Consider the following 22,111-nt stretch of genomic DNA (forward strand, 5'->3'; position numbering starts at 1 on the left):
TCACCCGTTCGCCACTAATCCACACCGCAAGCGGTGCTTCATCGTTCGACTTGCATGTGTTAAGCACGCCGCCAGCGTTCATCCTGAGCCAGGATCAAACTCTCCGTTGAAGTAAAACAGACACAACCAGGCACAATGGAAATAACACCACACCCGGCTGCACAAAATTTGAAACCAGCTAAAAACACCAAACCATCCACGGGGGTGGACAATCCAGCGCAAATAACCAATTAATAAAAATCGGTATCAACAAACTTGGCACACTATTGAGTTCTCAAACAACAGACACACCCGGCACCACCCAAACCAAACATTCAGGATCGCTCCGGAGCAACTTTTCAAACTTACCCGCTGACTCGCATTCGGTCAAATCGGCGTTCAGGACTTGATGGTTCCAAGAAAATCAAGTCAAGCCGCAGATCCGCTCCTGTGGAGCAGCGCGGGTACTAACTCTACCACCACTCCCCCGAGGACGCAAAAGGAGGGTCCGAAGACCCTCCCCGTGCAAGCGAACACGCCGTAGGGCGGCCGAGGATTCCTGGGGGCGGACGCCGCCTAGTCCTCTGGCGTGGCCTCCGCGGAGGTGGCCTCGATGGCTGTGGACTCCGCGGGTGTGAACCAGGAGGCTCCCAACGGCGGAAGGGTCACGGTCAGGGCGGCCGGCTGGCCCTCTGCCCCGGGCACCGTGGCCACGAGTTCGCCATCGTTGATGACACCGGAACCGCCGAACTCTTCGGCGTCAGTGTTCAGCACTTCCTTCCAGGCACCTTCGAACGGAACCCCCAGCACGTAGTCCTGGTGGGGCCCGCCGGAGAAGTTCACGGCACAGACCAGCGGCTTACCGTCGTGGTCCCAACGGATGAACGTCAGGACGTTCCGGTCGGCGTCGCCGCCGTGGATCCACTGGAAGCCGCCGCTTTCGTTGTCGCGGACGTGCAGCGCCGGCGTCTGGCTGTACAGCTCGTTCAGCTTCCTGGTGAGCAGCTGCAGACCGCGGTGGGCCGGGATGTCAGCGAGGAACCAGTCCAGTCCGTGCTGCTCGGACCATTCAGCTTCCTGGCCGAATTCCGTGCCCATGAAGATCAGCTGCTTGCCCGGATGTGCCCACTGGTACGCGAGGAAGGCACGGAGGTTCGCAAGCTGCTGCCAGCGGTCGCCGGGCATCTTCCGCAGCATCGAGCCCTTGCCGTGGACTACCTCGTCGTGGCTGATCGGCAGCAGGAAATTCTCGGTGAAGGCGTAGACCATGGAGAAGGTGATGGTGCCGTGGTGCCAGCGCCGGTTCACCGGGTCCTCGGACATGTACTTCAAGGAGTCGTGCATCCAGCCCATGTTCCACTTGAGCCCGAAGCCCAGGCCGCCGGAAGCAGTGGGGGCGGTGACCCCCGGGAAGGCCGTAGATTCCTCGGCGATGGTCACCGCGCCGGGGTGGGTCTTGTACACCGTGGCGTTGACTTCCTGGAGGAACGAAATGGCCTCGAGGTTCTCCCTGCCGCCGTGGACATTCGGGAACCACTGACCTTCCTCGCGGGAGTAGTCGCGGTAGAGCATGGAAGCGACCGCGTCCACACGCAGGCCGTCGATGTGGAATTCTTCGAGCCAGTAGAGGGCGTTGGCCACGAGGAAGTTCCGCACTTCACGGCGCCCGAAGTCGAAGATCAGGGTGCCCCAGTCCGGGTGCTCGCCCAGGCGCGGATCGGAGTGCTCGTAGAGGGCTTCGCCGTCAAAGCGGGCCAGCGCCCATTCGTCCTTGGGGAAATGGGCCGGTACCCAGTCGAGGATCACGCCGATGCCGGCCTGGTGCAGGGCATCCACCAGGTGGCGGAACTCGTCGGGGTGTCCAAAGCGGGAGGTCGGTGCGTAGTAGGAGGTGACCTGGTAACCCCAGGAACCGCCGAAGGGGTGCTCCGCCACGGGCATGAACTCCACATGGGTGAAGCCCAGCCACTTCACGTACTCCACCAGTTCCGTGGCAAGTTCCTTGTAGCCAAGGCCGAGCCGCCAGGAACCAAGGTGTACTTCGTAGACGCTCATCGGCGAGTTATGCGGGTCCTTGCCGGCCCGCCCGGCCATCCAGGCGTCGTCCTTGAAGCTGTACCGGGACTCAACCACACGGGACGCGGTGGCCGGCGGGACCTCGGTTCCGAACGCAAAGGGGTCGGCCCGTTCCACCCAGTGACCGGCCTTGGTGAGGATCTCGTATTTGTAGCAAGCCCCTGCTACAACCCCGGGAATGAAGACTTCCCAGACGCCTGAGGAGCCCAGCGAGCGCAGCGCGTGTTCGCGACCGTCCCACGTGTTGAAGTCGCCCTTGACGCGGACAGCCTGGGCGTTCGGCGCCCACACGGCGAACCCGACGCCGTCCACATCGCCCAGCGAGGAGCGGTAGTGCTGCACATGCGCGCCCAGGGCGTCCCAAAGTCGCTCGTGCCGGCCCTCCCCGATAAGGTGCAGGTCCACTTCGCCCAGGGTCGGGAGGTAGTGGTACGGGTCATCGATCGTCACCGGGGCGCCGCCGTCGTACACGACCTCAAGGCGGTAGTCCGGCACGTGGCCGTGCTGCACCGGTTCGAGGACCGCGGCCCACACTCCGTCGGCCTCGTGTGTCATCTCGGTCTTCCCCGCTTCGGTGACTACCGTGACTGACTGGGCCAGGTGCTTGACCGTGCGGATGGTGACATGCCCATGATCGTCCAGGTGGGCTCCCAGAACGGAGTGCGGGGCATGGTGCGCTCCGGCGGCCACCCGGGCCAGGGTGTTGCCGTCAACGGGGAGCGGGACCCGTGGCCGTTCGGTGCGTGCAGAGCCTGTCATTTCTTCACCTTCCAATGTCGCCGCGGCTTCCGTGCCGGGACTGCTAGTGCCGAGGATTTGCCGCGAAGCATTGACCGGGATAGGTAACCAGTCCGGCCTGTTACGCAACTCGTAAACCACCTCGTACAAGGCTTTGTCCAGCCACAATGCCACAAACAGCGGGGAGGCGCGGTCAATGGTTCCTGGCGTGACTTCGCTGTACCCGGACAGGAAAGCGTCGGCGCAGTCACTGACCCAGGAAGCGGGTACGGAAGTTCCGGGTTTTTCGCGGACGGCAGCCCCGGCGGCGTAGTCGAAGGAGCGCAGCATGCCCACGACGTCGCGCAGCGGGACGTCCGGAAGGGTGCGTTCCTCGATCGGCCGCAGCGGTTCTCCCTCGAAGTCCAGGATCACCCAGCGGCCCGGTTCGCCGGCCGGCTGCGGAGCCAGCAGGATCTGGCCCAGGTGCAGGTCGCCGTGGATGCGCTGCAGGGTGCCGGCCTTGTGGCCCGCGAGCCGGGAAAGCAGGGCTTCGAGCTGGTCCGTGTACGGCCCGACGGCGGTGCCCGCTTCCGCCCAGGAGTGCCGGATGCGGCTCGCAACCGCGGGGGCAACGACGTGGCCGGGTTCGGTTTCCTGATCGTTGCCGAAGGCTTCCGCCAGGCGGGAGTGCACAGCCGCTGTTGCCCGCCCGAGTTCGCGGGCCTGTTCGGTGAAGTCCTGCCCGGCCGAGGCGGCCTCTACGGCCAGCCGCCAGGCGTCCTGGCCGTCCTTCACGAACTCGTGCGCAACGGCGAGTTCGGCCGACAGCTGTCCGGTGCCTGCCGGCCAGCTTCCCGTGATCCAGCCGAGGGTGGCCGGAACCTCGCTGCTTCCGGCCTGCGTGAGGGCCGCGCCGACTTCGATCTCAGGATTGGTTCCGGTGGATACGACCCGGTAGATCTTCACGATGGTGGCTTCGGTGCCGTCGTCGACGATCACCGAAGTGTTCGACTGTTCGCCCCCGAGGACGCGCACCTTGGCCGGAAAAGAGGGCAGGCGGTGGCTGCCGGTCAGCGAATGGCCGCGGGCGGTCCCCCCACCGTTCCCGGACTCGCCGCCGGCACCCGGGCCGCCGTCCCCCGGGCCGCCGTCCCCCATCAGGGCGAGCCAGAGCTCGATGAACTCCGGATCGTAGGCGCCGTCGTAAACCCAGCGGGTTCCGCCGTCGTCGTCCTTGAGGGATCCCACCAGGGCCTTTTCCAGCTCCGGTGCCGGCTCCGGCCGGAAACTCAGGGGCAGCTGGATGACGTCACCCTGCCGGGCGCCCCCGGCGCCCGTATAGGCGACGGACAGGAGCACGGTGTCAAAGGTGGCGCCCCTGCCGGGTCCGGGCAGCGGGAACGTGGCAGTCTCATCCATCGCGAACCCGCCGCTCTTCACGGGGAACCAACGCTGCCTGGGCAGCCAGTCGCGCAGCAGATCGGACAGGAGCTGTTTCGGCTCGTGGAGGTCCATGTCAGCCTTCGATCGAGAGCACGGGAATGGCCTGGGTGTACGGGGCGGACCCCGTGGAGCCGGGCGAGCGGACCCGGAGCCAGAAGAAGTCATGGCTGCCCAGGGTCAGGGTGAGGGTTCCGTCGGTTCCGACCCCGGGGAAGGGCTGGCCGCCGAACACGTCCCGCAGTCCCCGGCCCGCGTAGTCCGGGATGTCCAGGGTGGCCGCCACGGGATGCTGCGAGAGGTTGAAGACGCAGAGCAGGGACTCGGCGTCCTCCCCTTCCTTGTTGCCTTCGGGGAGTTCGCGCAGGTAGGCCAGGACCACCTCGTGGTCGGCCGGGACGTGGCGGAACCCGCCAAGGCCGAAGGCCGGGTGGTTTTTCCTGACGCTCAGGATTTGCCGGGTCCAGCGCAGCAGCGACCCCGAGTGGGCGGCCTCGGCTTCCACGTTGGCCATCGAGAAGTTGTACACCAGCGACTGGATCACCGGCAGGTACAGCTTGCCGGGATCGGCGCTGGAGAAACCGGCGTTCCGGTCGGGGTTCCATTGCATGGGCGTGCGCACCGCGTCGCGGTCATCGAGCCAGATGTTGTCCCCCATCCCGATTTCGTCCCCGTAATAGAGGAACGGCGAACCGGGCAGCGAGAGCAGCAGGGCATTGATGAGCTCGATTTCCGCGCGCGAATTGTCCAGCAGCGAAGCGAGCCGGCGACGGATGCCGATGTTGGCCCGCATCCGGGGGTCCGGCGCGTACCAACCGTACATTGCCGCGCGTTCGTCCGCGGTAACCATTTCCAGGGTCAGTTCGTCGTGGTTGCGCAGGAAGGTGCCCCATTGCGCGCCCGCCGGAATTTCAGGAGTGTCCCGCAGGGTCTCAATGATGGGCGCCGCTTTTTGGTCCCGGAGCGCGTAATACAGGCGGGGCATGATCGGAAAATGGAAGGCCATATGGCATTCCGGTTCTGTTTCCGTGCCGAAATAGTCCACCACATCGTTGGGGAGCTGGTTTGCCTCGGCGATGATGACCCGGCCGGGGTAGTTCTCGTCCACCATTTTCCGCAGGTCGCGCAGGAATGCGTGGGTGGCGGGGAGGTTTTCGCAGTTGGTTCCTTCTTCTTCGAAAAGATAGGGAATCGCGTCCGCGCGGAATCCGTCGATCCCCTGGTCGAGCCAGAACCGCACCACATCGTAAAGCGCCTCGATGACCTTGGGATTCTCGAAATTCAGGTCCGGCTGGTGGGAGAAGAAACGGTGCCAGAAGAACTGCCGGCGGATGGGATCGAAGGTCCAGTTCGATTCCTCGGTGTCGACGAAGATAATGCGGGCTTCCTGGTATTTCTCGTCGGTGTCGCTCCAGACGTAGAAATCCCCGAATGGTCCGTCCGGGTCCTTCCGGGATTCCTGGAACCAGGGGTGCTGGTCCGAGGTGTGGTTCAGCGGCAGGTCGATGATGACGCGGACACCCCTGGCGTGGGCTTCGGCCACCAGCCGCTTGAAATCACTGATGGTGCCGAATTCGTCCAGCACCGAGGTGTAGTCGGCGATGTCATAGCCGCCGTCCCGCAACGGTGAGTGGAAGAACGGGGGAAGCCACAGGCAGTCGACCCCCAGCCACTGGAGATAGTCGAGCTTGTCGATCAGCCCGTGGAAGTCTCCCGAACCGTCGCCGTTCGCATCCGCGAAGGCCCTGACCAGCACCTCGTAGAAGACCGCCTTGCGGTACCAATGCGGGTCGTGTTGCAGGCCCGGCGCATTGAGTTCGAAAGTGTTCTTCGGGGTGAAGTACGGGTTGGTGCCCTGCGGAGCGAAACTCAATTGGCCTACCTCCGGATGCTCAGGATGTGCGCTGGTTCCACGTGTGCGTCGAGCCGGACATAGTTGTATTCGCCCCATTCCCAGCTTTCGCCGCTGAGGAGGTCATCCACCCAGAAACGGCCGTTGGCGGTGAAGGTTTCCGGGTCCAACTCAAGGGCGGCCAGGTCCAGCGTGACGGTGCTTTCCCTGGTGCTGTGCGGATCGACATTGACCACGATTATCAAGGTGTCCTTGCTGCCGTCCGGCAGGGTCTTGTGCTTTGAGAACACCACGGTTGCGTCATCGGTGCTGCGGTGCAGCGTGAGGTTCTGCAGGTCGCCCAGCGCAGGATGGGCCTTGCGGATTTCGTTGAGCCGGGTGATGTACGGCGCCAGGGTGTGGCCGGAGGCAGCGGCAGCGTCCCAATCCCGGTTCTTGTACTCGTACTTTTCGTTGTCGATGTATTCCTCGGCACCGGGACGGGCGACGTGTTCGTAGAGTTCGAACCCGGCATAGACGCCCCATAGCGGGCAGGCCATGGCGGCCAGCACTGCACGGATCCGGAACGCCGCCGGCCCGCCGTACTGCAGGTACTCGGTGAGGATGTCCGGAGTGTTCACGAAGAAGTTCGGCCGGAAGTAGGCCGGGGTGACGTGGCTGACCTCGTGGAAGTATTCCTCGAGTTCGGTCTTGGTGTTCCGCCAGGTGAAGTACGTGTACGACTGCTGGAACCCGGCACGGCCCAGCGCATGCATCATCGCGGGGCGCGTGAAGGCCTCAGCGAGGAAGACGACGTCGGGATGCTTCTTGTTGACCTTCGCGATCAGCCATTCCCAGAACCACACCGGCTTGGTGTGCGGGTTGTCCACACGGAAGATCTTCACGCCGTGGCTGACCCAGAGCAGCACGATCCGCAGTATTTCCTTCGACAGGCCCTCGGGATCGTTGTCGAAGTTCAGCGGGTAGATGTCCTGGTACTTCTTGGGCGGGTTCTCCGCGTAGGCGATGCTGCCGTCCACGCGGGTGGTGAACCACTCGGGATGGGACTGGACCCAGGGGTGGTCCGGCGCCGCCTGCAGGGCGAGGTCGAGGGCCACCTCGAGTCCGAGTTCCCCGGCCCGTGCAACAAAGGCGTCGAAGTCTTCGAAGGTGCCCAGTTCCGGGTGGATGGCGTCATGTCCGCCGGCCGGGGAGCCGATGGCCCACGGCGAGCCGGGATCCTGCGGGCCCGGCGTCAGGGTGTTGTTGCGGCCCTTGCGGTGCTGGAAACCGATTGGGTGGATCGGCGGCAGGTAAATGACATCGAAGCCCATCCCCGCGACAGCGTCCAGGCGCTTGGCGGCGGTGCGGAAGTTGCCCGAGGTCCAGGCGCCTTCCGCGGGGTCGTAGACCGCTCCTTCGGAGCGCGGGAAGAATTCGTACCAGGCACCGCGTCCGGCGAGGTCGCGCTCGACCAGGAGCGGGTACTTCTCGGACTGGGCCACCAGTTCGCGGATCGGCTGGCGTTCGACGACGGCGGCAACCTCGTCGCTGAAACCGGCGCCCAGGCGTTCCTCGACGGAGCGCGACGCGTCAGCGAGCCCGTCGGATGCCGCGCGCAAGGTGCGCTTGTCCGCGGCGCTGCGTCCGGCATCGTCGGCTGCCTGGGACAGCAGGGCGGCACCCTCGGCGAGCATGAGTTCAACATCGATGCCCGCTGCGATCTTTACTTCCGCGTTGTGGTGCCAAGTGCCGTAGCGGTCGTGCCAGGCCTCGATCAGGAAGCTCCAGTTGCCGGGGGCTCCGGGGGTGATGCAGCCCTCCCAGCGGTCGGTGCCTTTGCCGCGGTCGCCCGACGGCGGTGCGAGCCGGACGCGCTGGCGTTCCTTGCCCTTGGGGTCCAGCAGCACGGCCGTGACGCCGAGCTGGTCGTGGCCTTCCCGGAACGCCGTGGCACCGACCACAATCCCCTCCCCCGGCAATGCCTTCGCGGGGAACCGGCCTCCTTCGACCACCGGCTGGACTGCCGTGATGGGGAATCTGCCGAAACGAAGCCCGTCGGTGATATCTGCCTTCACTTTTGCCCTGGCTGGAACCTTGCCTGCGGCACTGGATCGCGGTGTTGCGGTAGTAGTCACAAGCTCGACGTTAGCGAGAAAAATCACGTTTCGCTAAGGTCCGGTACATATTCTTTGATGACAGGTGTCATTTACCTAAAAGAAACCTAAAGCTGTTCCTGCTGCCGATTGGGTCGGTTAGTGTGACGCTCGTGAAGGCAATTCGAAGGTTTACCGTCCGCACCGTACTCCCTGAGCCGATCAGGCCTTTGGCCCGCCTGGCGAACAATCTCCGCTGGTCCTGGCACCGCCCGACCCGGGATCTTTTTGCCAGCCTGGACCCGAAACTGTGGGCGGAAAGCAACCACGACCCCGTGACCCTGCTGGGTTCGATCGGCCGCGAACAGCTTGACCGGCTCGCCTCGGACGGTGAGCTTGTCGAACGGGTGCACGACGCCGCGGCGAACCTGGACCGTTACCTCAGCGAGCCACGCTGGTACCAGGGCCTTGGCGAGGACGCACCGGCCTGCATCGCCTACTTTTCCCCGGAGTTCGGCATCACCGAGGTCCTGCCGCAATACTCAGGCGGCCTGGGCATCCTGGCCGGTGACCACCTCAAGGCGGCCTCGGACCTCGGCGTCCCGCTGATCGGCGTCGGGCTGCTGTACCAGGCCGGCTACTTCAAGCAGTCCCTGTCCCGGGACGCCTGGCAGCAGGAAACCTACCCGGTGCTGGACCCGGACGGACTTCCGCTGACGTTGCTGCGCGAACCCTCCGACGACGGCACGGGCCGGCCGGTGATCATCACCCTGCCGCTGCCCAACGGCCGCAAGCTGAACGCGCAGGTCTGGCGGGCCGACGTCGGGCGTGTTCCCCTGCTGCTGCTCGACTCGAACGTCTCCGGCAACGACGACGCCGCCCGCGGCATCACCGACCGTCTCTACGGCGGCGGCGGGGACCACCGCCTGCAGCAGGAACTGCTGCTCGGCATGGGCGGCGTGAAGGCGCTGCGCGCCTACCAGCGGCTCACGGGCACGCCGGCGCCTGAGGTCTTCCACACCAACGAAGGCCACGCCGGCTTCCTGGGGATCGAACGCATCCAGGAACTGATGTCCGCCGAATCCCCGCTGAACTGGGACGAGGCGCTTGCCGCCGGCCGCGCGTCCACCGTGTTCACCACGCACACCCCGGTTCCGGCCGGCATCGACCGCTTCGAGGCCGTGCAGATCCGCCACTTCTTCGAAGCGGGCCTGGCGCCGTCGGTCCCGGTGGACAGGATCCTGGAGCTGGGTCGCGAGAATTACGACGGCGGCAACCCGGCCGTGTTCAACATGGCGGTGATGGGGCTGCGGCTGGCCCAGCGCGCAAACGGTGTGGCCAAGTTGCACGGCGTGGTGTCCCGGGAGATGTTCTCCGGACTCTGGCCGGGCTTCGACCATTCGGAAGTGCCCATCACCTCCGTCACCAACGGCGTGCACGTCCCGTCCTGGGTGGACCCGCGGATCTCCGAACTCGCCGGGACCCAGTTCGGTGCCGAGGCCGGAGAGCCCGGACGCTGGGACCTGGCCTACAACGTCAGCGATGAGGACATCTGGGCGCTGCGCCGCGAACTGCGGGTCTCCCTGGTGGAGGACGTGCGGCGCCGGCTGCGGGCATCGTGGAAGAAACGCGGAGCCGCCGACGCCGAGCTCGGCTGGACGGACACCGTGCTGGATCCGGACGTCCTCACCATCGGTTTCGCCCGCCGCGTGCCCACCTACAAGCGGCTCACACTGATGCTGCGTGATCCCAAACGGCTGAAGGCGCTGCTGCTGGACAAGAAGCACCCGATCCAGCTGGTGATCGCCGGGAAGTCCCACCCTGCGGACGATGCCGGCAAGAAGATGATCCAGGACCTGGTCCGGTTCACCGACGACCCCGAGGTCCGGCACCGGATCGTCTTCCTGCCGAACTATGACATCGCCATGGCCCGCACGCTCTTCCCGGGCTGCGACGTGTGGCTGAACAACCCGCTCCGCCCCCTGGAAGCCTGCGGTACCTCGGGCATGAAGGCGGCCATCAACGGCTCCCTCAACCTGTCGGTGCTGGATGGCTGGTGGGACGAAATGTACGACGGCGAGAACGGCTGGGCGATCCCTACTGCCAACAACGGCGCCTCCCCCGAGGATCGGGACGACATCGAAGCCGCGGCCCTGTACGAGCTGCTGGAAACCCAAGTGGCCCCGCGCTTCTACGGGTCGGTGGTTGCCGAGGGCGCTGGCGCGGCAGGTCCGTCGGAGTCCGCACCGCAGGCCGTTCCCACGCACTGGGTTTCCATGATCAAGCACACGCTGGCCAAGCTGGGCCCGGCGGTGTCGGCCGAACGGATGCTGCAGGACTACGTCAACCGGCTCTACTGCCCCGCTGCCGTGTCCGGCCGGCGCGCCGCCGCGGGTTCCTTCAAGGAAGCCAAGGACCTCGCCGCTTGGACCACCCGGGTCCGCAACGCCTGGCCGCAGCTGGTGGTGGAGCACGTGGACTCCGTGGGCGTTACGGAAGAGCCCAGGGTCGGTGACAACCTCCATGTGAACGCCTACATCGCGCTGCGTTCTTTGACCCCGGACGATGTCTGCGTGGAGATCGCGTACGGCCGTGCCGAGGAAAGCGACGAACTCGACGACGTGACCGTGTCCGAGCTGACGACCTTCGAGGAACTCGGCAACGGCCGGTACCTCTTCTCCGGTTCCGTCCTGATCAACCGTTCGGGCTCGTTCGGCTACACGGTACGGGTCCTGCCGAACAACCCCGCCCTGGCATCCAAGGCCGAGCTTGGCCTGATTGCCAACGCCTGATCTACCTGCAACGGAAGGGACGCCGGACCGTCTGGTCCGGCGTCCCTTCCGTTTAACTTCCTGCCTGAAATCCTCCCGCCCCGGCGGACGCTATTGCTGAAAGACGGCGATGACCGCCAGGTCCCTGCCGGCGTAGGCCTCGGCGTCCTGCAGGATTTCGCAGACGACGCCGAAGGAACGGTCCGTGCGGTAGGCGGCCGGGACCTGCCAGATGAGGGTGACCGGGGCCTGTCCGTCCTCGGAGAGGCCGTCTGCGAAGTCGTGGAGGGAGTCGTTCAAGGCATCGAGGTTGATCCCGTAGTACTCCGGGAAATCCAGGACTTGGCCGAAGACTTCGAGGACGGCCTGCTTGGTTGCGGCGGGCGGCACCAGGACGGTGCGGCGGCCGGCGTCGGCGATCTGATCCCGGAGTTCGTCCAGGGTCCAGGTGTCCGCGGAATAGATCTTCATGGCGGGCTCTCCCTTCGGCTGTTTCAGGCCGGGCCGAACGTGCCGGGCCGAACGCTCGGGTCCCGGGTCAGGCGCGGTAGATGTTGATCGTGTTGCCCTGGATGACGTCCTTCTCGCCCGCGGCAACCATCGCGCCGCGGCGGCGGTCGTCCAGTTCCGAGGTGGTCAGGCGCAGCTCGAAACGGGTGTGTCCGCCGCCGGCCGCCGGTCCCAGCTTGGGGAGCACGACCTTGGTGTCATTGATGTTCCCGTTCAGCACCACCAAGCCGCTGAAGCCGCCGTCTTCGGAACCGATCAGCATCTGGACCAGGCGCAGGGAGTGGTCATGCCAGCGGGCCTCGGTCATCCGCTCCCCCTTTTCGTCGAACCATTCGATGCCCGCGATCTTTTCGGGGAAGCCTTCCGGCTGGGCCGCGAGGAACTCCTTGCGGATGCGGATGACGCGCTTGGTGTTGCGGAACATCGCATGGGACTCAGGCGTCTGGGTCCAGTCGATCCAGGTCAAGGAGTTGTCCTGGCAGTAGGCGTTGTTGTTGCCGTGCTGGGTCCTGCCGAGTTCGTCCCCCGCGGTGATCATGGGCACGCCGAGGGAGACCATCAGGGTGGTCATGAGGTTCCGGCGTGACCGGGCCCGCTGGGCCACGATGGCCTCGTTCTCCGTCCGGCCTTCGAAGCCGTGGTTGTAACTGCGGTTGTCGCTGTGGCCGTCCCGGTTCTGTTCCCCGTTCGCCTCGTTGTGCTTGCGGTCATAGGAGACGAGGTCGGCCAGCGTGAAGCCGTCGTGCGCGGTGATGAAGTTCAGCGAGGCGAGGCGGGAGCGGCCGGAACGGGCGAAAATGCTGGTCGAGCCGCTCAGGGCGTCAGCCACTGCACCGATGTTCCCGGTAGGAAGCCCGGCCTCCGCGGCCGCGCGGTCCGAAAGCCAGAAGCGCCGCACTTCGTCACGGAAGTGGTCATTCCAGTCCACCCAGCCCTTGGGGAAGGCGCCGGTCTGCCAGCCGCCCCAGCCGACGTCCCAAGGCTCGGCAATCAGCTTGACCGAGGACAGCACGGGATCCGTCCCGATGCGCTTGAGGAAGGGGTGGTTGGGGTCGAATTCGTTGCGGGCGTTGCGGCACAGGGTGACGGCCAAATCGAAACGGAAGCCGTCAATGTGGAATTCCTCCACCCAGTACCGCAGGGAATCGATGGCCAGGTCCACCACGCGCGGGTGGCTGAAGTCCAAGGTGTTCCCGCACCCGGTGGTGTCCAGGTAGCGGCCGTGCGCGTCGTGACGGTAGTACTGCTCCTCGCCCAGGCCGCGGAAACTGATGACGTCCCCGTCCGGGCCTGCTTCGGCCGTGTGGTTGTAGACAACGTCGAGGATGACCTCAAGCCCCGCGGCGTGCAGCAGCTTGACCATGCCCTTGAATTCGTCCTGCACGGCGTGCGGGCCCGCGTCCTGCGCGGCCTGGGTGGCGTAATCCGGGTGCGGCGCGAAGAACGCGGCCGTGTTGTAGCCCCAATAGTTGGTCAGGCCAAGGTACTGCAGGTGCTGTTCGTCCAGGTGGAAGTGCACGGGAAGCAGCTGGATTGCCGTGACGCCCAGGGCGTGGAAATGCTCGATCATGGCCGGGTGTGCCATGCCCGCGTAAGTGCCGCGCAGGTGTTCCGGGATGTCCGGGTGCAGCTTGCTCTGTCCGCGGACGTGGGCCTCGTACACGATGGTGTCGCGCCAGGGGGTGCGCATCCTCCGGTCGTTGCCCCAGTCGAAATGCGGATCCATCCGCACGCTGCTGAGCAGTTCGCCGTTCCGGTGGACCGCACGGCCGTAAGGGTCCAGCAGCAGTTGCGGGGCGCCGTCGTCGTCGAAATCAATGGCCGGGAGCGACAGCGGAAGGACGTCCTCTCCCGCGTCGGCGGCGCGGAAGCCATAGCGGGTGCCCGGCGGCATGCCGTCGACGATCCCGAAATGCACCCCGTCTGCCTTGTTGGGAAGGGTGCGGACGCGCCACGTGCCACCGGGCTCGCGGAAGGCAAGTTCGACGTGTTCCAGCCCGGGAGCCCAAACGGCCACGTTCACCTGGTCAGGCCCGGTCGGATCCGCACCGGATAATCCGGGCCGCGGATCACTTACACCGAGGGGCGTCGGACGCGCGGCGTCTACGGTGGCTGCGGTGTCAAAAATCGGCATGACCATCGCATAAAGCTTAGCTGCCAGCCGGTGTTGCCGTACGAAATCGTCGTTCTATTGCGGATTCCCTCCGGTCCGCCCACCCCCGGCATACTGGACATGTCCGCTCTGGTCATTCCCGCCCGTGGAGGTGCCATGCGCATTGCGCTCGCTCAGATCATTACCGGCCGCGACCTCGCGGCAAACCTGGAACAGCTTGAAGACTACGCCCGGCAGGCCAAGGACGGCGGCGCCGGGTTGGTGGTGTTCCCCGAAGCAACGATGCGGGCGTTCGGGAATTCGCTGACCGACATCGCCGAAGACACGGACGGGCCGTGGGCCGCCGCAGTCCGGCGGATCGCAGCCGAGTTGGGAATCGTGATCGTCGCCGGGATGTTCACCCCCGGACGCGCCGCGGACGGCAGCAGCAACAGCAAGGTCCGGAACACCCTCCTGGCCACCGGCCCGGGCGTTGAGGCCAGTTACGACAAGATCCACCTTTTCGACGCGTTCGGCTTCGCCGAATCGGACACCGTGGACGCCGGGACAGCTCCTGTGACGTTCGACGCCGGCGGCCTCACCTTCGGGCTGGCGACCTGCTACGACATCCGCTTCCCGGCCCTTTTCACGGCAAACGCGGCGCGCGGCGCCGTGGTGAACATCGTGTCCGCCTCCTGGGGTTCAGGCCCGGGCAAAGTGGACCAGTGGCAGCTGCTTGCCCGCGCACGCGCGGTGGACACCACCACCTTCGTCCTTGCCTGCGGGCAGGGCGACCCGGCCACCCAGGGCGTGGAGCCGAAGGGAGCGGCCCCCACAGGCGTCGGACATTCGATGGTGGTCTCACCGTTCGGCGAGGTCCTGGAAAGCCTCGGCGGCGCCCCGGGCCTCCTCTTCGCAGACCTGGACCCCGCCGTCGTACAGGAAGCCAGATCCAAACTCCCAGTCCTAGCCAACCGCCGCGATTTCTAACAACAAAAAACGGCAAACGCTCCCTGCCAGAAGACAAAGGAGCGTTTGCCGTTAAGTACGGCAACGTGCCGCTAGATGCGGCGCGGCCGTCATCCGGAAGCGTGCGTCAAAGCGACGAAGGAGCAGCACGCGGAGGATGGCAGCCGTGCCGCTCCCAAGCCGCAGCCAGAGGCCTACTTAGCCGCCCGCTGCCGCGAGACTTCGTACAGGGAGATGCCCACCGCCATGGAGGCATTCAGCGATTCCATGGCCGAGTCGATCGGGATGGAGACGATTTGGTCGCAGTTCTCCCGGACGAGGCGGCTGAGGCCCTTGCCTTCGGAACCCACCACGATGCAGACCGGTTCGGTGGCCAGGGTGAGGTCGGGCAGCGAGACGTCGCCGCCGCCGTCGAGCCCCAGCACGTAGATGCCCATCTCCTTGAACTGCTTCAAGGTGTTATTCAGGTTCGACGCGCGGGCCACCGGCACGCGGACCGCGGCACCGGCGCTGGTCTTCCATGCGGAGGCGGTGACGCCCACGGAACGGCGCTCGGGGACGATCACGCCGTGGCCGCTGAACGCCGACACCGAACGGATGATGGCACCGAGGTTGCGGGGGTCGGTGATGCCGTCGAGTGCGACGAAGAGCGGGGCGTTGGCAATGTGCCCCTTCTTCCATTTGGCGAGGGTTTCCTCCGCGAGCTCGTAGTCGTCTTCGTACTCGTAGGGCGGAATCTGCAGCACGAGGCCCTGGTGCACGGCGTCGTCGGTCATCCGGTCAAGTTCGGGCTTGCCGGTTTCCAGCAGCGGAATGCCGCGTTCGGCGGCGATCTTGAGGGATTCGCGGACGCGTTCGTCCACGTCGATCCGGATGGCCACGTGCAGGGCCTTGGCGGGGATGCCGGCACGCAGGGCCTCGACCACGGAGTTCCGGCCCGTTACGACCTCTTCGGTGGCGCGGCCCTTCGGGCCGGAGCGGGCACCCTGGCCCGGGCGCGCGCCGACGCGCTTGGCGGCGGAACGCTCGGCAAGCTGCTTGTTCTTGAAGGCCTTGTGGTACACACGGTCCTCGGCCTTGGGCGTGGGGCCTTTGCCTTCCAGCGCCTTCCGACCGTGGCCGCCGGTTCCGACGGAGGGGCCTTTCTTCTTCTTGACCGCCCGGCGACCGTTGTTGGCCATGGTTGTTTCCACCCTTGTTTGAATTGATTGAGTCTGGAGTCAAGTCTACTGAACCCCTGCAATTCGGCTGCAGGGGTCCCGGCCCGGGCTCCGCGGGGCGGCGGGATCAGTCGCGCTTGAGGCTCCAGGTGGCGCCGTCGGCGTTGTCTTCGACGACGATCCCCGCGGCGGCGAGGGTGTCGCGGATGGCGTCCGAGGCCGGCCAGTCCTTGCTGGCTCGCGCCCGCGCGCGGGCTTCGAGCTGGGCTTCCACGAGCACCTTCAAGGCTTCGTTTGCCTGATCGTCCCGGGCCGGAGCGGCGGCCTCGCTGATGCCCAGGACCCGCAGCATGTCCGAGACGGAGACCAGGGCCTGGCGTGCGGCGTCGAGTTCACCGGCCGTGAGCGCGGCGTTGCCGGAGCGGACGGTTTCGTGGAGGACCGCCAGGGCCTGCGGCACGTTGAGGTCGTCATCCATCGCGGCTTCGAAGGCTTCCGGCACCCTGCCGTGCCCGGCGGCGAGGGGGCTACCGTCGGCCGAGGCCAGGGTACGGGTGGCGCGGCTGATGAACCCGTCAATGCGTTCTACGGCGGCGGCTGCTTCCTGCAGGGAGGTCGGCCGGTAGTCGAGCACCGAGCGGTAGTGGGCCTGCCCCAGGTAGTAGCGGACCACCCTGGGCGGCGCGAGCTCCAACATCTCGGCTGGGCTGATGGTGTTGCCGATGGACTTGGACATCTTTTCACCTTCGAAGGTGACCATGCCGTTGTGCATCCAGAAGTTCGCAAAACCGTCCCCCGCCGCCTGGGACTGCGCCATCTCGTTTTCGTGGTGCGGGAAGCGCAGGTCCAGGCCACCGCCGTGGATGTCGAAGCGGGCGCCGAGGTACTTGGAGGCCATTGCAGAGCATTCGAGGTGCCAGCCGGGACGTCCTGCGCCCCACGGCGAGGCCCAACTGGCAGTCTCCGGATCGTCCGCCTTGTGTCCCTTCCAGAGCGCGAAGTCGCGGGGGTCCTTCTTGCCGCGGGGGTCGGCGTCGGGGGCGGCCTGCATGTCGTCGATCTTCTGCCGGGTCAGGGAGCCGTATCCGTCCCAGGAACGGACGTCGAAATAGACATCGCCCGAATCGTCCAGGGCCGGGTAGGCGTGGCCGCGGTCGATGAGCCGCTGGATGAGGGCATGCATCTCCGGGATGTGGCCGGTGGCGCGTGGTTCGTAGGTGGGACGCTGCACGCCGAGGGCCTCGTAGGCCTTCTCAAATTCCTGCTCGTAGCGGTAGGCCAGCGCCCACCACTCCTCTTCCAGCACAGCCCCGGGCTCGTCCTGGAAGTCCGCACGGAAGGAATCCGCGGACTTCGCCAGGATCTTGTCGTCGATGTCGGTGACGTTGCGGACCACAGTGACGCGCAGCCCGCGGTAGTCGAGCCAGCGGGTCAGCTGGTCGAAGGCGATCGCGGAACGCACATGGCCCACGTGGGGCATGCCCTGCACGGTGGCACCGCAGTAGTAGACGCTGGCCTTTCCGGCTTCGAGGGGAACGAAGTCGCGGACTTCGGCGGAGGCGGTGTCGTAAAAGCGCAGGGTCACCGCACCAGATTATCCGATGGGCCGGTCTTCCGAAGGGCTCCCGGCCACCGGGTAGACGAGGGCGGTGGCGACGGCGGAGATGCCTTCGCCGCGTCCGGTGAAGCCCAGGCCGTCGCTGGTGGTTGCGGTGACGCTGACCGGGGCCCCGGCGGCGGCGCTGAGCACCCGTTGCGACTCCTCGCGCCGGGGCCCGAACTTGGGCCTATTGGCGACGAACTGCACCGCAATGTTGCCAATCTCGAAGCCGGCTTCCCGCACAATCCTCGCAGCCTCGCCCAGCAGGGTGGTCCCGGACGCACCGGCGTACTCGGGCCGGTCGGTACCGAAATGTGTGCCGAGGTCGCCGATGCCGCAGGCGGAAAACAGGGCGTCCGCCGCTGCATGGGCGACGCAGTCGCCGTCGGAATGGCCGGACAGCCCGCGTTCACCCTCCCAGAACAGCCCGCCCAGCCACAGGGGTTGCGGGTCGTCCCCGGCAGCATAGGCGTGCACGTCCACGCCGATGCCGGTCCGCGGCAGGATCACCCGCCCTCCCGCGCCCATCAGCCCTCCACCCAGCGCATGCCCAGCGGGCCTTCCAGCAGGCCTTCGGCGATGATCAGGTCCAAGGGCGTGGTGATCTTGAGCGACTGGCTCGCCCCCTGCACCACATGCACCGGGGTGCCGAGGCTTTCCACCAGCATGGCGTCGTCGGTGATGGCCGCAGACTGGATCTCGTTGAAGGATTCGGCGGCGGCATGGGCCTGCAGGAGGGTTTCCAGTTCGAATCCCTGGGGTGTCTGGACTGCACGGAGTTGCTCGCGGGGCGCCGTCCCGGTGACCAGTTCGGGCGCGATCGCGGAATCGCCGCCCTTGGTTTCGACGACGGTCTTCACCGTGTCCACGACGGGCGTCGCCGGGATGACTGCCTTCGCGCCGGCCGCCAGGGCATCCGACACCCGGTGGAAGACCCGTTCCGGGGCGAGGGCGCGGGCGGCGTCGTGGACCAGTACCCAGCGGGTGCCTTCGAGAATGGCGCCCAGCGCTGCACGAACGGACTCCGCCCGGGTGGTTCCGCCGTCGACGACGGTCAGCAGCGGCCCGTCGTCGCCGTTCTCCGCGGCGAAAGCCTCGCACAACGCCCTCAACTCGGCGTCCCCCTCGGGAAGCGCCACGCAGATCTGCCGGGCAACACCGGCGGCGGCGACGCCCCGCAGAGCATGGGTCAGGATCGCTTCCCCGCCGAGGGGCACTTTCGCCTTGGGCATGCCGTAACCGAGCCGCTGGCCCGAGCCTGCGGCCACGACGACGACGGCAGTCGCCCCGTGCCGGGATGGTGTAGTCATGCGCCCAAGCCTACGTGAGCGGGCAAAAAGAAACCCCGGCGGCACCGTGGGTGCTGCCGGGGTTCAATTCTTAGGAAGCCAGAACCTCGTCGAGAACGCTTGCGGCTTTCTCTTCGTCGGTCTTTTCCGCCAGGGCCAATTCCGAAATCAGAATCTGGCGGGCCTTGGCCAACATCCGCTTTTCACCGGCGGAGAGGCCCCTGTCGTGATCGCGGCGCCACAGGTCACGTACGACCTCTGCGACCTTGATGACGTCACCGGAAGCAAGCTTCTCCAGGTTTGCCTTGTAACGACGCGACCAGTTGGTGGGCTCTTCGGTGAACTCGGCGCGGAGGACGTCGAAAACGTGCTCCAGGCCTTCCTTGCCCACTACGTCACGAACCCCAACAAGGTCAACGTTCTCTGCTGGCACTTCAATGGTCAGATCACCCTGAGCCACCTTGAGCTTGAGATACATCTTCTCTTCGCCCTTGATGGTGCGCATCTTGATTTCCTCAATTTTCGCTGCACCGTGGTGAGGGTAAACTACTGTCTCGCCGACCTCAAAAACCATGTGGACTTTCCCCTTTCCCGCAGACTAGTTTATCACGTTTAAGGCATACGACTGGCCGGGACGACGGGCAGGAACCCCGGAATCACGCGGAAGTGGGCCAATTTGCCCCTGGCGAACCCCCTTGACGAACGCGCCCAAAGGTGCATGTGGGCGGGCTGGAGGGAACCCGGCGGCCTTCCCGGACGGCAGCCACATTGCGCACACGAATCCTTGTTTCGCCCGGTTTGCCGATAGGCTATGGCTGAAAAGTGTTCCAATGACCTCTTAGAGGAGTACGTGTCGTGCGCAAAACTGCGATGAACCGTGTCCAGCGCGGGAAGCTGGCCATGGCGGCTGTGGCCATCGGTGCCGGCCTTCTGTCCGTAACGGGTTGTGGCTACATCAACGCCCAGCAGACCAGCCACCAGTACGCAGCCTCGGACGGAGTCAAAGCCGACCTCGGTTCGCTGCAGCTGCGCAACATCGTGATTGTCTCCACCGGCACGGACAAGCCGGGCCGCGTGATCGGCGCCGTGTTCAACCAGGGCTCCAGCGACGCCACCCTGGTGATCGACGGCGCGAATGGCGCCCAGACCAGCATCCCGGTGAAGGCGAAGTCGGAGACCTACCTCAACGAAGACAGCGACTCGGCGATCCTGAGCAGCACCGGCGGCAACCCGGGCTCCCTGGTGACGGTGTCCATCGCCTCCGGGTCCGAGACCGCGAAGCTCCAGGTCCCGGTCATGGACGGCTCCCTGGTTGAGTACCAGAAGTACCTGCCGGCCGGCGCAACCCCGACGGCGACCCCGGGCTCCACCTCAAGCGAAGGCGCAAGCCACGAGGGCGACCACGCCACCGAACCGGCAGCGACTCCGAGCGAGTCGGGCCACTAAGGAGCGCATCGCCGCCACAGGCGAACAGCGGAAATACACAAGGAGGGCCTCCCCGCGGGGAGGCCCTCCTTGTGTGTCATCCGACTCTTACACGCTCCGGAGCGGCTTACGGCTCGAACTTGTAGCCGAGGCCCCGGACTGTCACCAGGTAGCGGGGCGCCGAGGGGTCCGGTTCGATCTTGCCGCGCAGGCGCTTGACGTGGACGTCCAGGGTCTTGGTGTCGCCGACATAGTCGGATCCCCATACGCGGTCGATCAGTTGGCCGCGGGTCAGCACACGGCCGGAGTTGCGGAGGAGCATTTCCAGGAGTTCGAACTCCTTCAGCGGCAGCGACACCTGTTCGCCGTTCACGCTGACGACATGCCGTTCGATGTCCATGCGCACCGGACCTGCCTGGACGGTGGACGTGATGAGTTCTTCGGGTTCGCCCTGCCGGCGGAGCACGGCGCGGACGCGGGCCACGAGTTCGCGGGAGGAGTACGGCTTGGTGACGTAGTCGTCTGCGCCGAGCTCCAGGCCCACCACCTTGTCGATTTCCGAGTCCTTGGCGGTCAGCATGATCACGGGCACGCCCGAGCGCTGGCGCAGCTGGCGGCAGACCTCGGTTCCGGGGGTGCCCGGCAGCTGGAGGTCCAGGAGCACAAGATCGGCACCGTTGCGGTCGAATTCCACGAGGGCGTCGCTGCCGTTGTCCACCACCTGGACGTCGAAACCTTCCTTGCCCAGCAAATAGGACAAGGGGTCGCTGAAGGACTCCTCGTCCTCCACAATGAGTATCCTGCTCAAGCACTTGCTCCTTGCTCATGGGCGCTTGCCGCGCCCGCGGTCTGAATCGCGCCGCGGGATGCCGCCCCGGCGTCGTCGGCGTCCTGGCCCTCAAGCTCAGGCAGCCGGATGGTGAAGGTGGATCCCTGGCCCGGCTGGGACCACAGGGTCACCTCGCCGCCGTGGTTGGACACCACGTGCTTGACGATGCTCAGGCCCAGCCCCGTGCCGCCGGTCTGGCGGGAACGGGCGGCATCCACCCTGTAGAACCGTTCGAAGACCCGTTCCTGTTCCTCGGGGCCGATGCCCTCGCCCTGATCGGTGACGGAGATGGCTACGACGCCCTCCTTCACCCGGACGCCGACGCCCACCCTTGTGTTCTCCGGCGAGTAGCGGATGGCGTTGTCGATCAGGTTGCGCAGGGCCGTGACCAGCAGGTCCTGGTCGCCGAAGACCCGGGATTCGCTGCGTCCCCCCACCACGATGGTGATGTTCTTGCTTTCGGCAGGAAGCTGGGAACGGTCCACGGCCTCGGCCACCACGTTGTTGATGTCCACGGTATGGCCCTGCTGGGCCACGTTGGCGCCCTGCAGCCGGGAAAGTTCGATGATGTCCTGCACCAGCGCGGCCAGCCGGCCGGACTCCTTGTGCATGCGGCGGGCGAAGCGGCGGACGGCTTCCTCGTCGTCCGGACTCGCCTCGAGGGCCTCCGCCAGCAGCGAGATGGCGCCCACCGGCGTCTTCAGCTCGTGCGAGACGTTCGCGACGAAGTCGTTGCGGATTTCTTCGGTGCGGGTGATTTCGGTGCGGTCGTCGGCCAGCAGCACGATGTATTCCCAGCCGAGCATGGCCGCCCGGACCTGGACCACGATGCTGCCCTTGCCCATGGGGCCGCGGGGAAGTTCGAGGGTTTCCTCCAGGATGACGCCGTCGCGGCGGACCTTGGCGGTCATGTCGAGCAGTTGCTTGTGGACCACGGTATGCCCGCGGACGAGCCCGTAGGCGTAGGCGGCGGGGCTGGCCCGCACAACGCCGTCGATCGCGTCGACCACCACAAACGCGCGCCCGACGACGGACAGGACTTCCGCCGCCCCTTCCGGCAGGAGCGGCTCGTCGACGTCGACATCAGTGATGGTGCGCTGACGCTCGCTGAGCCTGAAGGCGAGCACACCCAAGACACCGCAGGACAAGCCGATAAGGCCTGCGATGACACCGATGAGCACTGGATCCACGAATCCAGCATATGCGTTCAAAACACGGCAATTCCGGCTTGCGCAGCCAAACAGGCCTGGTTCAACTAACGTTCATCTAAAGATGCGCAGCCGTTCACCACGCGCTGCCACCCTTGCTGGTTGGACCCCACAGC

General features: G+C 66.0%; 15 protein-coding genes and 1 rRNA gene. 3 read left to right on the forward strand and 13 right to left on the reverse strand.

The features are described from left to right. From BLP88_RS17085 to BLP88_RS17100, 4 genes are all read right to left on the reverse strand, one after another. Positions 1-110 (reverse strand): 16S ribosomal RNA (locus tag BLP88_RS17085); the annotation flags it as partial. Between the two features lie 445 nt (positions 111-555). Beyond that, on the reverse strand, positions 556-4,290 hold the full coding sequence (gene glgB / locus BLP88_RS17090; RefSeq protein ID WP_074591202.1) for a 1,4-alpha-glucan branching protein GlgB: 3,735 nt from the start codon (positions 4,288-4,290) through the stop codon (positions 556-558). A gap of 1 nt (position 4,291) precedes the next feature. Further along, entirely contained in the window at positions 4,292-6,088 is a 1,797-nt protein-coding gene (gene treS, locus BLP88_RS17095; protein ID WP_074591204.1) for a maltose alpha-D-glucosyltransferase, read from the reverse strand. Between the two features lie 5 nt (positions 6,089-6,093). Continuing rightward, a complete protein-coding gene (locus BLP88_RS17100; RefSeq protein WP_074591206.1) occupies positions 6,094-8,124 on the reverse strand; it encodes an alpha-1,4-glucan--maltose-1-phosphate maltosyltransferase in 2,031 nt (676 codons plus the stop codon). Between the two features lie 191 nt (positions 8,125-8,315). Between BLP88_RS17100 and glgP the strand changes: the two genes are divergently transcribed. Next, positions 8,316-10,934, forward strand: a complete 2,619-nt coding sequence (gene glgP, locus BLP88_RS17105; protein WP_175453591.1) for an alpha-glucan family phosphorylase — start codon at positions 8,316-8,318, stop codon at positions 10,932-10,934. A 90-nt stretch (positions 10,935-11,024) separates the two neighbouring features. Here glgP and BLP88_RS17110 read toward each other — a convergent pair whose 3' ends face one another. Both BLP88_RS17110 and glgX read right to left on the reverse strand, forming a co-directional pair. After that, entirely contained in the window at positions 11,025-11,384 is a 360-nt protein-coding gene (locus BLP88_RS17110) for a barstar family protein (protein WP_074591209.1), read from the reverse strand. Between the two features lie 67 nt (positions 11,385-11,451). Beyond that, on the reverse strand, positions 11,452-13,563 hold the full coding sequence (gene glgX, locus BLP88_RS17115) for a glycogen debranching protein GlgX (RefSeq protein WP_074591211.1): 2,112 nt from the start codon (positions 13,561-13,563) through the stop codon (positions 11,452-11,454). Between the two features lie 129 nt (positions 13,564-13,692). Between glgX and BLP88_RS17120 the strand changes: the two genes are divergently transcribed. Beyond that, positions 13,693-14,505: a carbon-nitrogen hydrolase family protein gene (locus tag BLP88_RS17120; RefSeq protein WP_074591213.1), complete on the forward strand. Its 813-nt coding sequence runs from the start codon at positions 13,693-13,695 to the stop codon at positions 14,503-14,505. Between the two features lie 173 nt (positions 14,506-14,678). Here the strand turns inward: BLP88_RS17120 and rlmB are convergent, their stop codons facing one another. The 5 genes from rlmB to BLP88_RS17145 form a co-directional block, all read right to left on the reverse strand. Further along, the gene (rlmB, locus tag BLP88_RS17125) at positions 14,679-15,665 is read right to left on the reverse strand and encodes a 23S rRNA (guanosine(2251)-2'-O)-methyltransferase RlmB (RefSeq protein ID WP_074591215.1); all 987 of its coding nucleotides are present in this window, start codon (positions 15,663-15,665) and stop codon (positions 14,679-14,681) included. Positions 15,666-15,771: 106 nt separating this feature from the next. Further along, positions 15,772-17,229 carry a cysteine--tRNA ligase gene (cysS, locus tag BLP88_RS17130; protein ID WP_074591217.1) on the reverse strand — a complete coding sequence of 486 codons (1,458 nt, stop codon included), beginning with the start codon at positions 17,227-17,229 and terminating at the stop codon, positions 15,772-15,774. Between the two features lie 9 nt (positions 17,230-17,238). Further along, the gene (ispF, locus tag BLP88_RS17135) at positions 17,239-17,772 is read right to left on the reverse strand and encodes a 2-C-methyl-D-erythritol 2,4-cyclodiphosphate synthase (protein WP_074591219.1); all 534 of its coding nucleotides are present in this window, start codon (positions 17,770-17,772) and stop codon (positions 17,239-17,241) included. Beyond that, a complete protein-coding gene (gene ispD, locus BLP88_RS17140) occupies positions 17,772-18,554 on the reverse strand; it encodes a 2-C-methyl-D-erythritol 4-phosphate cytidylyltransferase (protein ID WP_074591221.1) in 783 nt (260 codons plus the stop codon). The genes ispF and ispD overlap by 1 nt, the downstream gene beginning before the upstream one ends. 70 nt (positions 18,555-18,624) lie before the next feature. Continuing rightward, positions 18,625-19,107 carry a CarD family transcriptional regulator gene (locus tag BLP88_RS17145; RefSeq protein ID WP_011690592.1) on the reverse strand — a complete coding sequence of 161 codons (483 nt, stop codon included), beginning with the start codon at positions 19,105-19,107 and terminating at the stop codon, positions 18,625-18,627. A 296-nt stretch (positions 19,108-19,403) separates the two neighbouring features. Here BLP88_RS17145 and BLP88_RS17150 point away from each other — a divergent pair, with 296 nt between their 5' ends. Further along, on the forward strand, positions 19,404-19,979 hold the full coding sequence (locus BLP88_RS17150; RefSeq protein WP_074591223.1) for a hypothetical protein: 576 nt from the start codon (positions 19,404-19,406) through the stop codon (positions 19,977-19,979). Positions 19,980-20,085: 106 nt separating this feature from the next. On the opposite strand, the gene BLP88_RS17155 is transcribed toward BLP88_RS17150, so the two are convergent. Beyond that, positions 20,086-20,766, reverse strand: a complete 681-nt coding sequence (locus BLP88_RS17155; RefSeq protein WP_074591225.1) for a response regulator transcription factor — start codon at positions 20,764-20,766, stop codon at positions 20,086-20,088. Continuing rightward, a complete protein-coding gene (locus BLP88_RS17160; RefSeq protein ID WP_074591227.1) occupies positions 20,763-21,968 on the reverse strand; it encodes a sensor histidine kinase in 1,206 nt (401 codons plus the stop codon). Before BLP88_RS17160 ends, BLP88_RS17155 begins: the two co-directional genes overlap by 4 nt. Positions 21,969-22,111: the final 143 nt, after the last annotated feature.

This window comes from Arthrobacter cupressi (assembly GCF_900099975.1).
Classification (GTDB): Bacteria; Actinomycetota; Actinomycetes; order Actinomycetales; family Micrococcaceae; genus Arthrobacter; species Arthrobacter cupressi.

Bases quoted from the DNA above. Each gene is read 5' to 3' on its own strand.
- ispF (WP_074591219.1), bottom strand. From the start codon at position 17,772: ATGGGCGCGGGAGGGCGGGTGATCCTGCCGCGGACCGGCATCGGCGTG.
- ispD (WP_074591221.1), bottom strand. From the start codon at position 18,554: ATGACTACACCATCCCGGCACGGGGCGACTGCCGTCGTCGTCGTGGCC.
- glgB (WP_074591202.1), bottom strand. From the start codon at position 4,290: ATGGACCTCCACGAGCCGAAACAGCTCCTGTCCGATCTGCTGCGCGAC.
- BLP88_RS17145 (WP_011690592.1), bottom strand. From the start codon at position 19,107: ATGGTTTTTGAGGTCGGCGAGACAGTAGTTTACCCTCACCACGGTGCA.
- BLP88_RS17150 (WP_074591223.1), top strand. From the start codon at position 19,404: ATGAACCGTGTCCAGCGCGGGAAGCTGGCCATGGCGGCTGTGGCCATC.
- BLP88_RS17110 (WP_074591209.1), bottom strand. From the start codon at position 11,384: ATGAAGATCTATTCCGCGGACACCTGGACCCTGGACGAACTCCGGGAT.
- rlmB (WP_074591215.1), bottom strand. From the start codon at position 15,665: ATGGCCAACAACGGTCGCCGGGCGGTCAAGAAGAAGAAAGGCCCCTCC.
- BLP88_RS17120 (WP_074591213.1), top strand. From the start codon at position 13,693: ATGCGCATTGCGCTCGCTCAGATCATTACCGGCCGCGACCTCGCGGCA.
- glgX (WP_074591211.1), bottom strand. From the start codon at position 13,563: ATGGTCATGCCGATTTTTGACACCGCAGCCACCGTAGACGCCGCGCGT.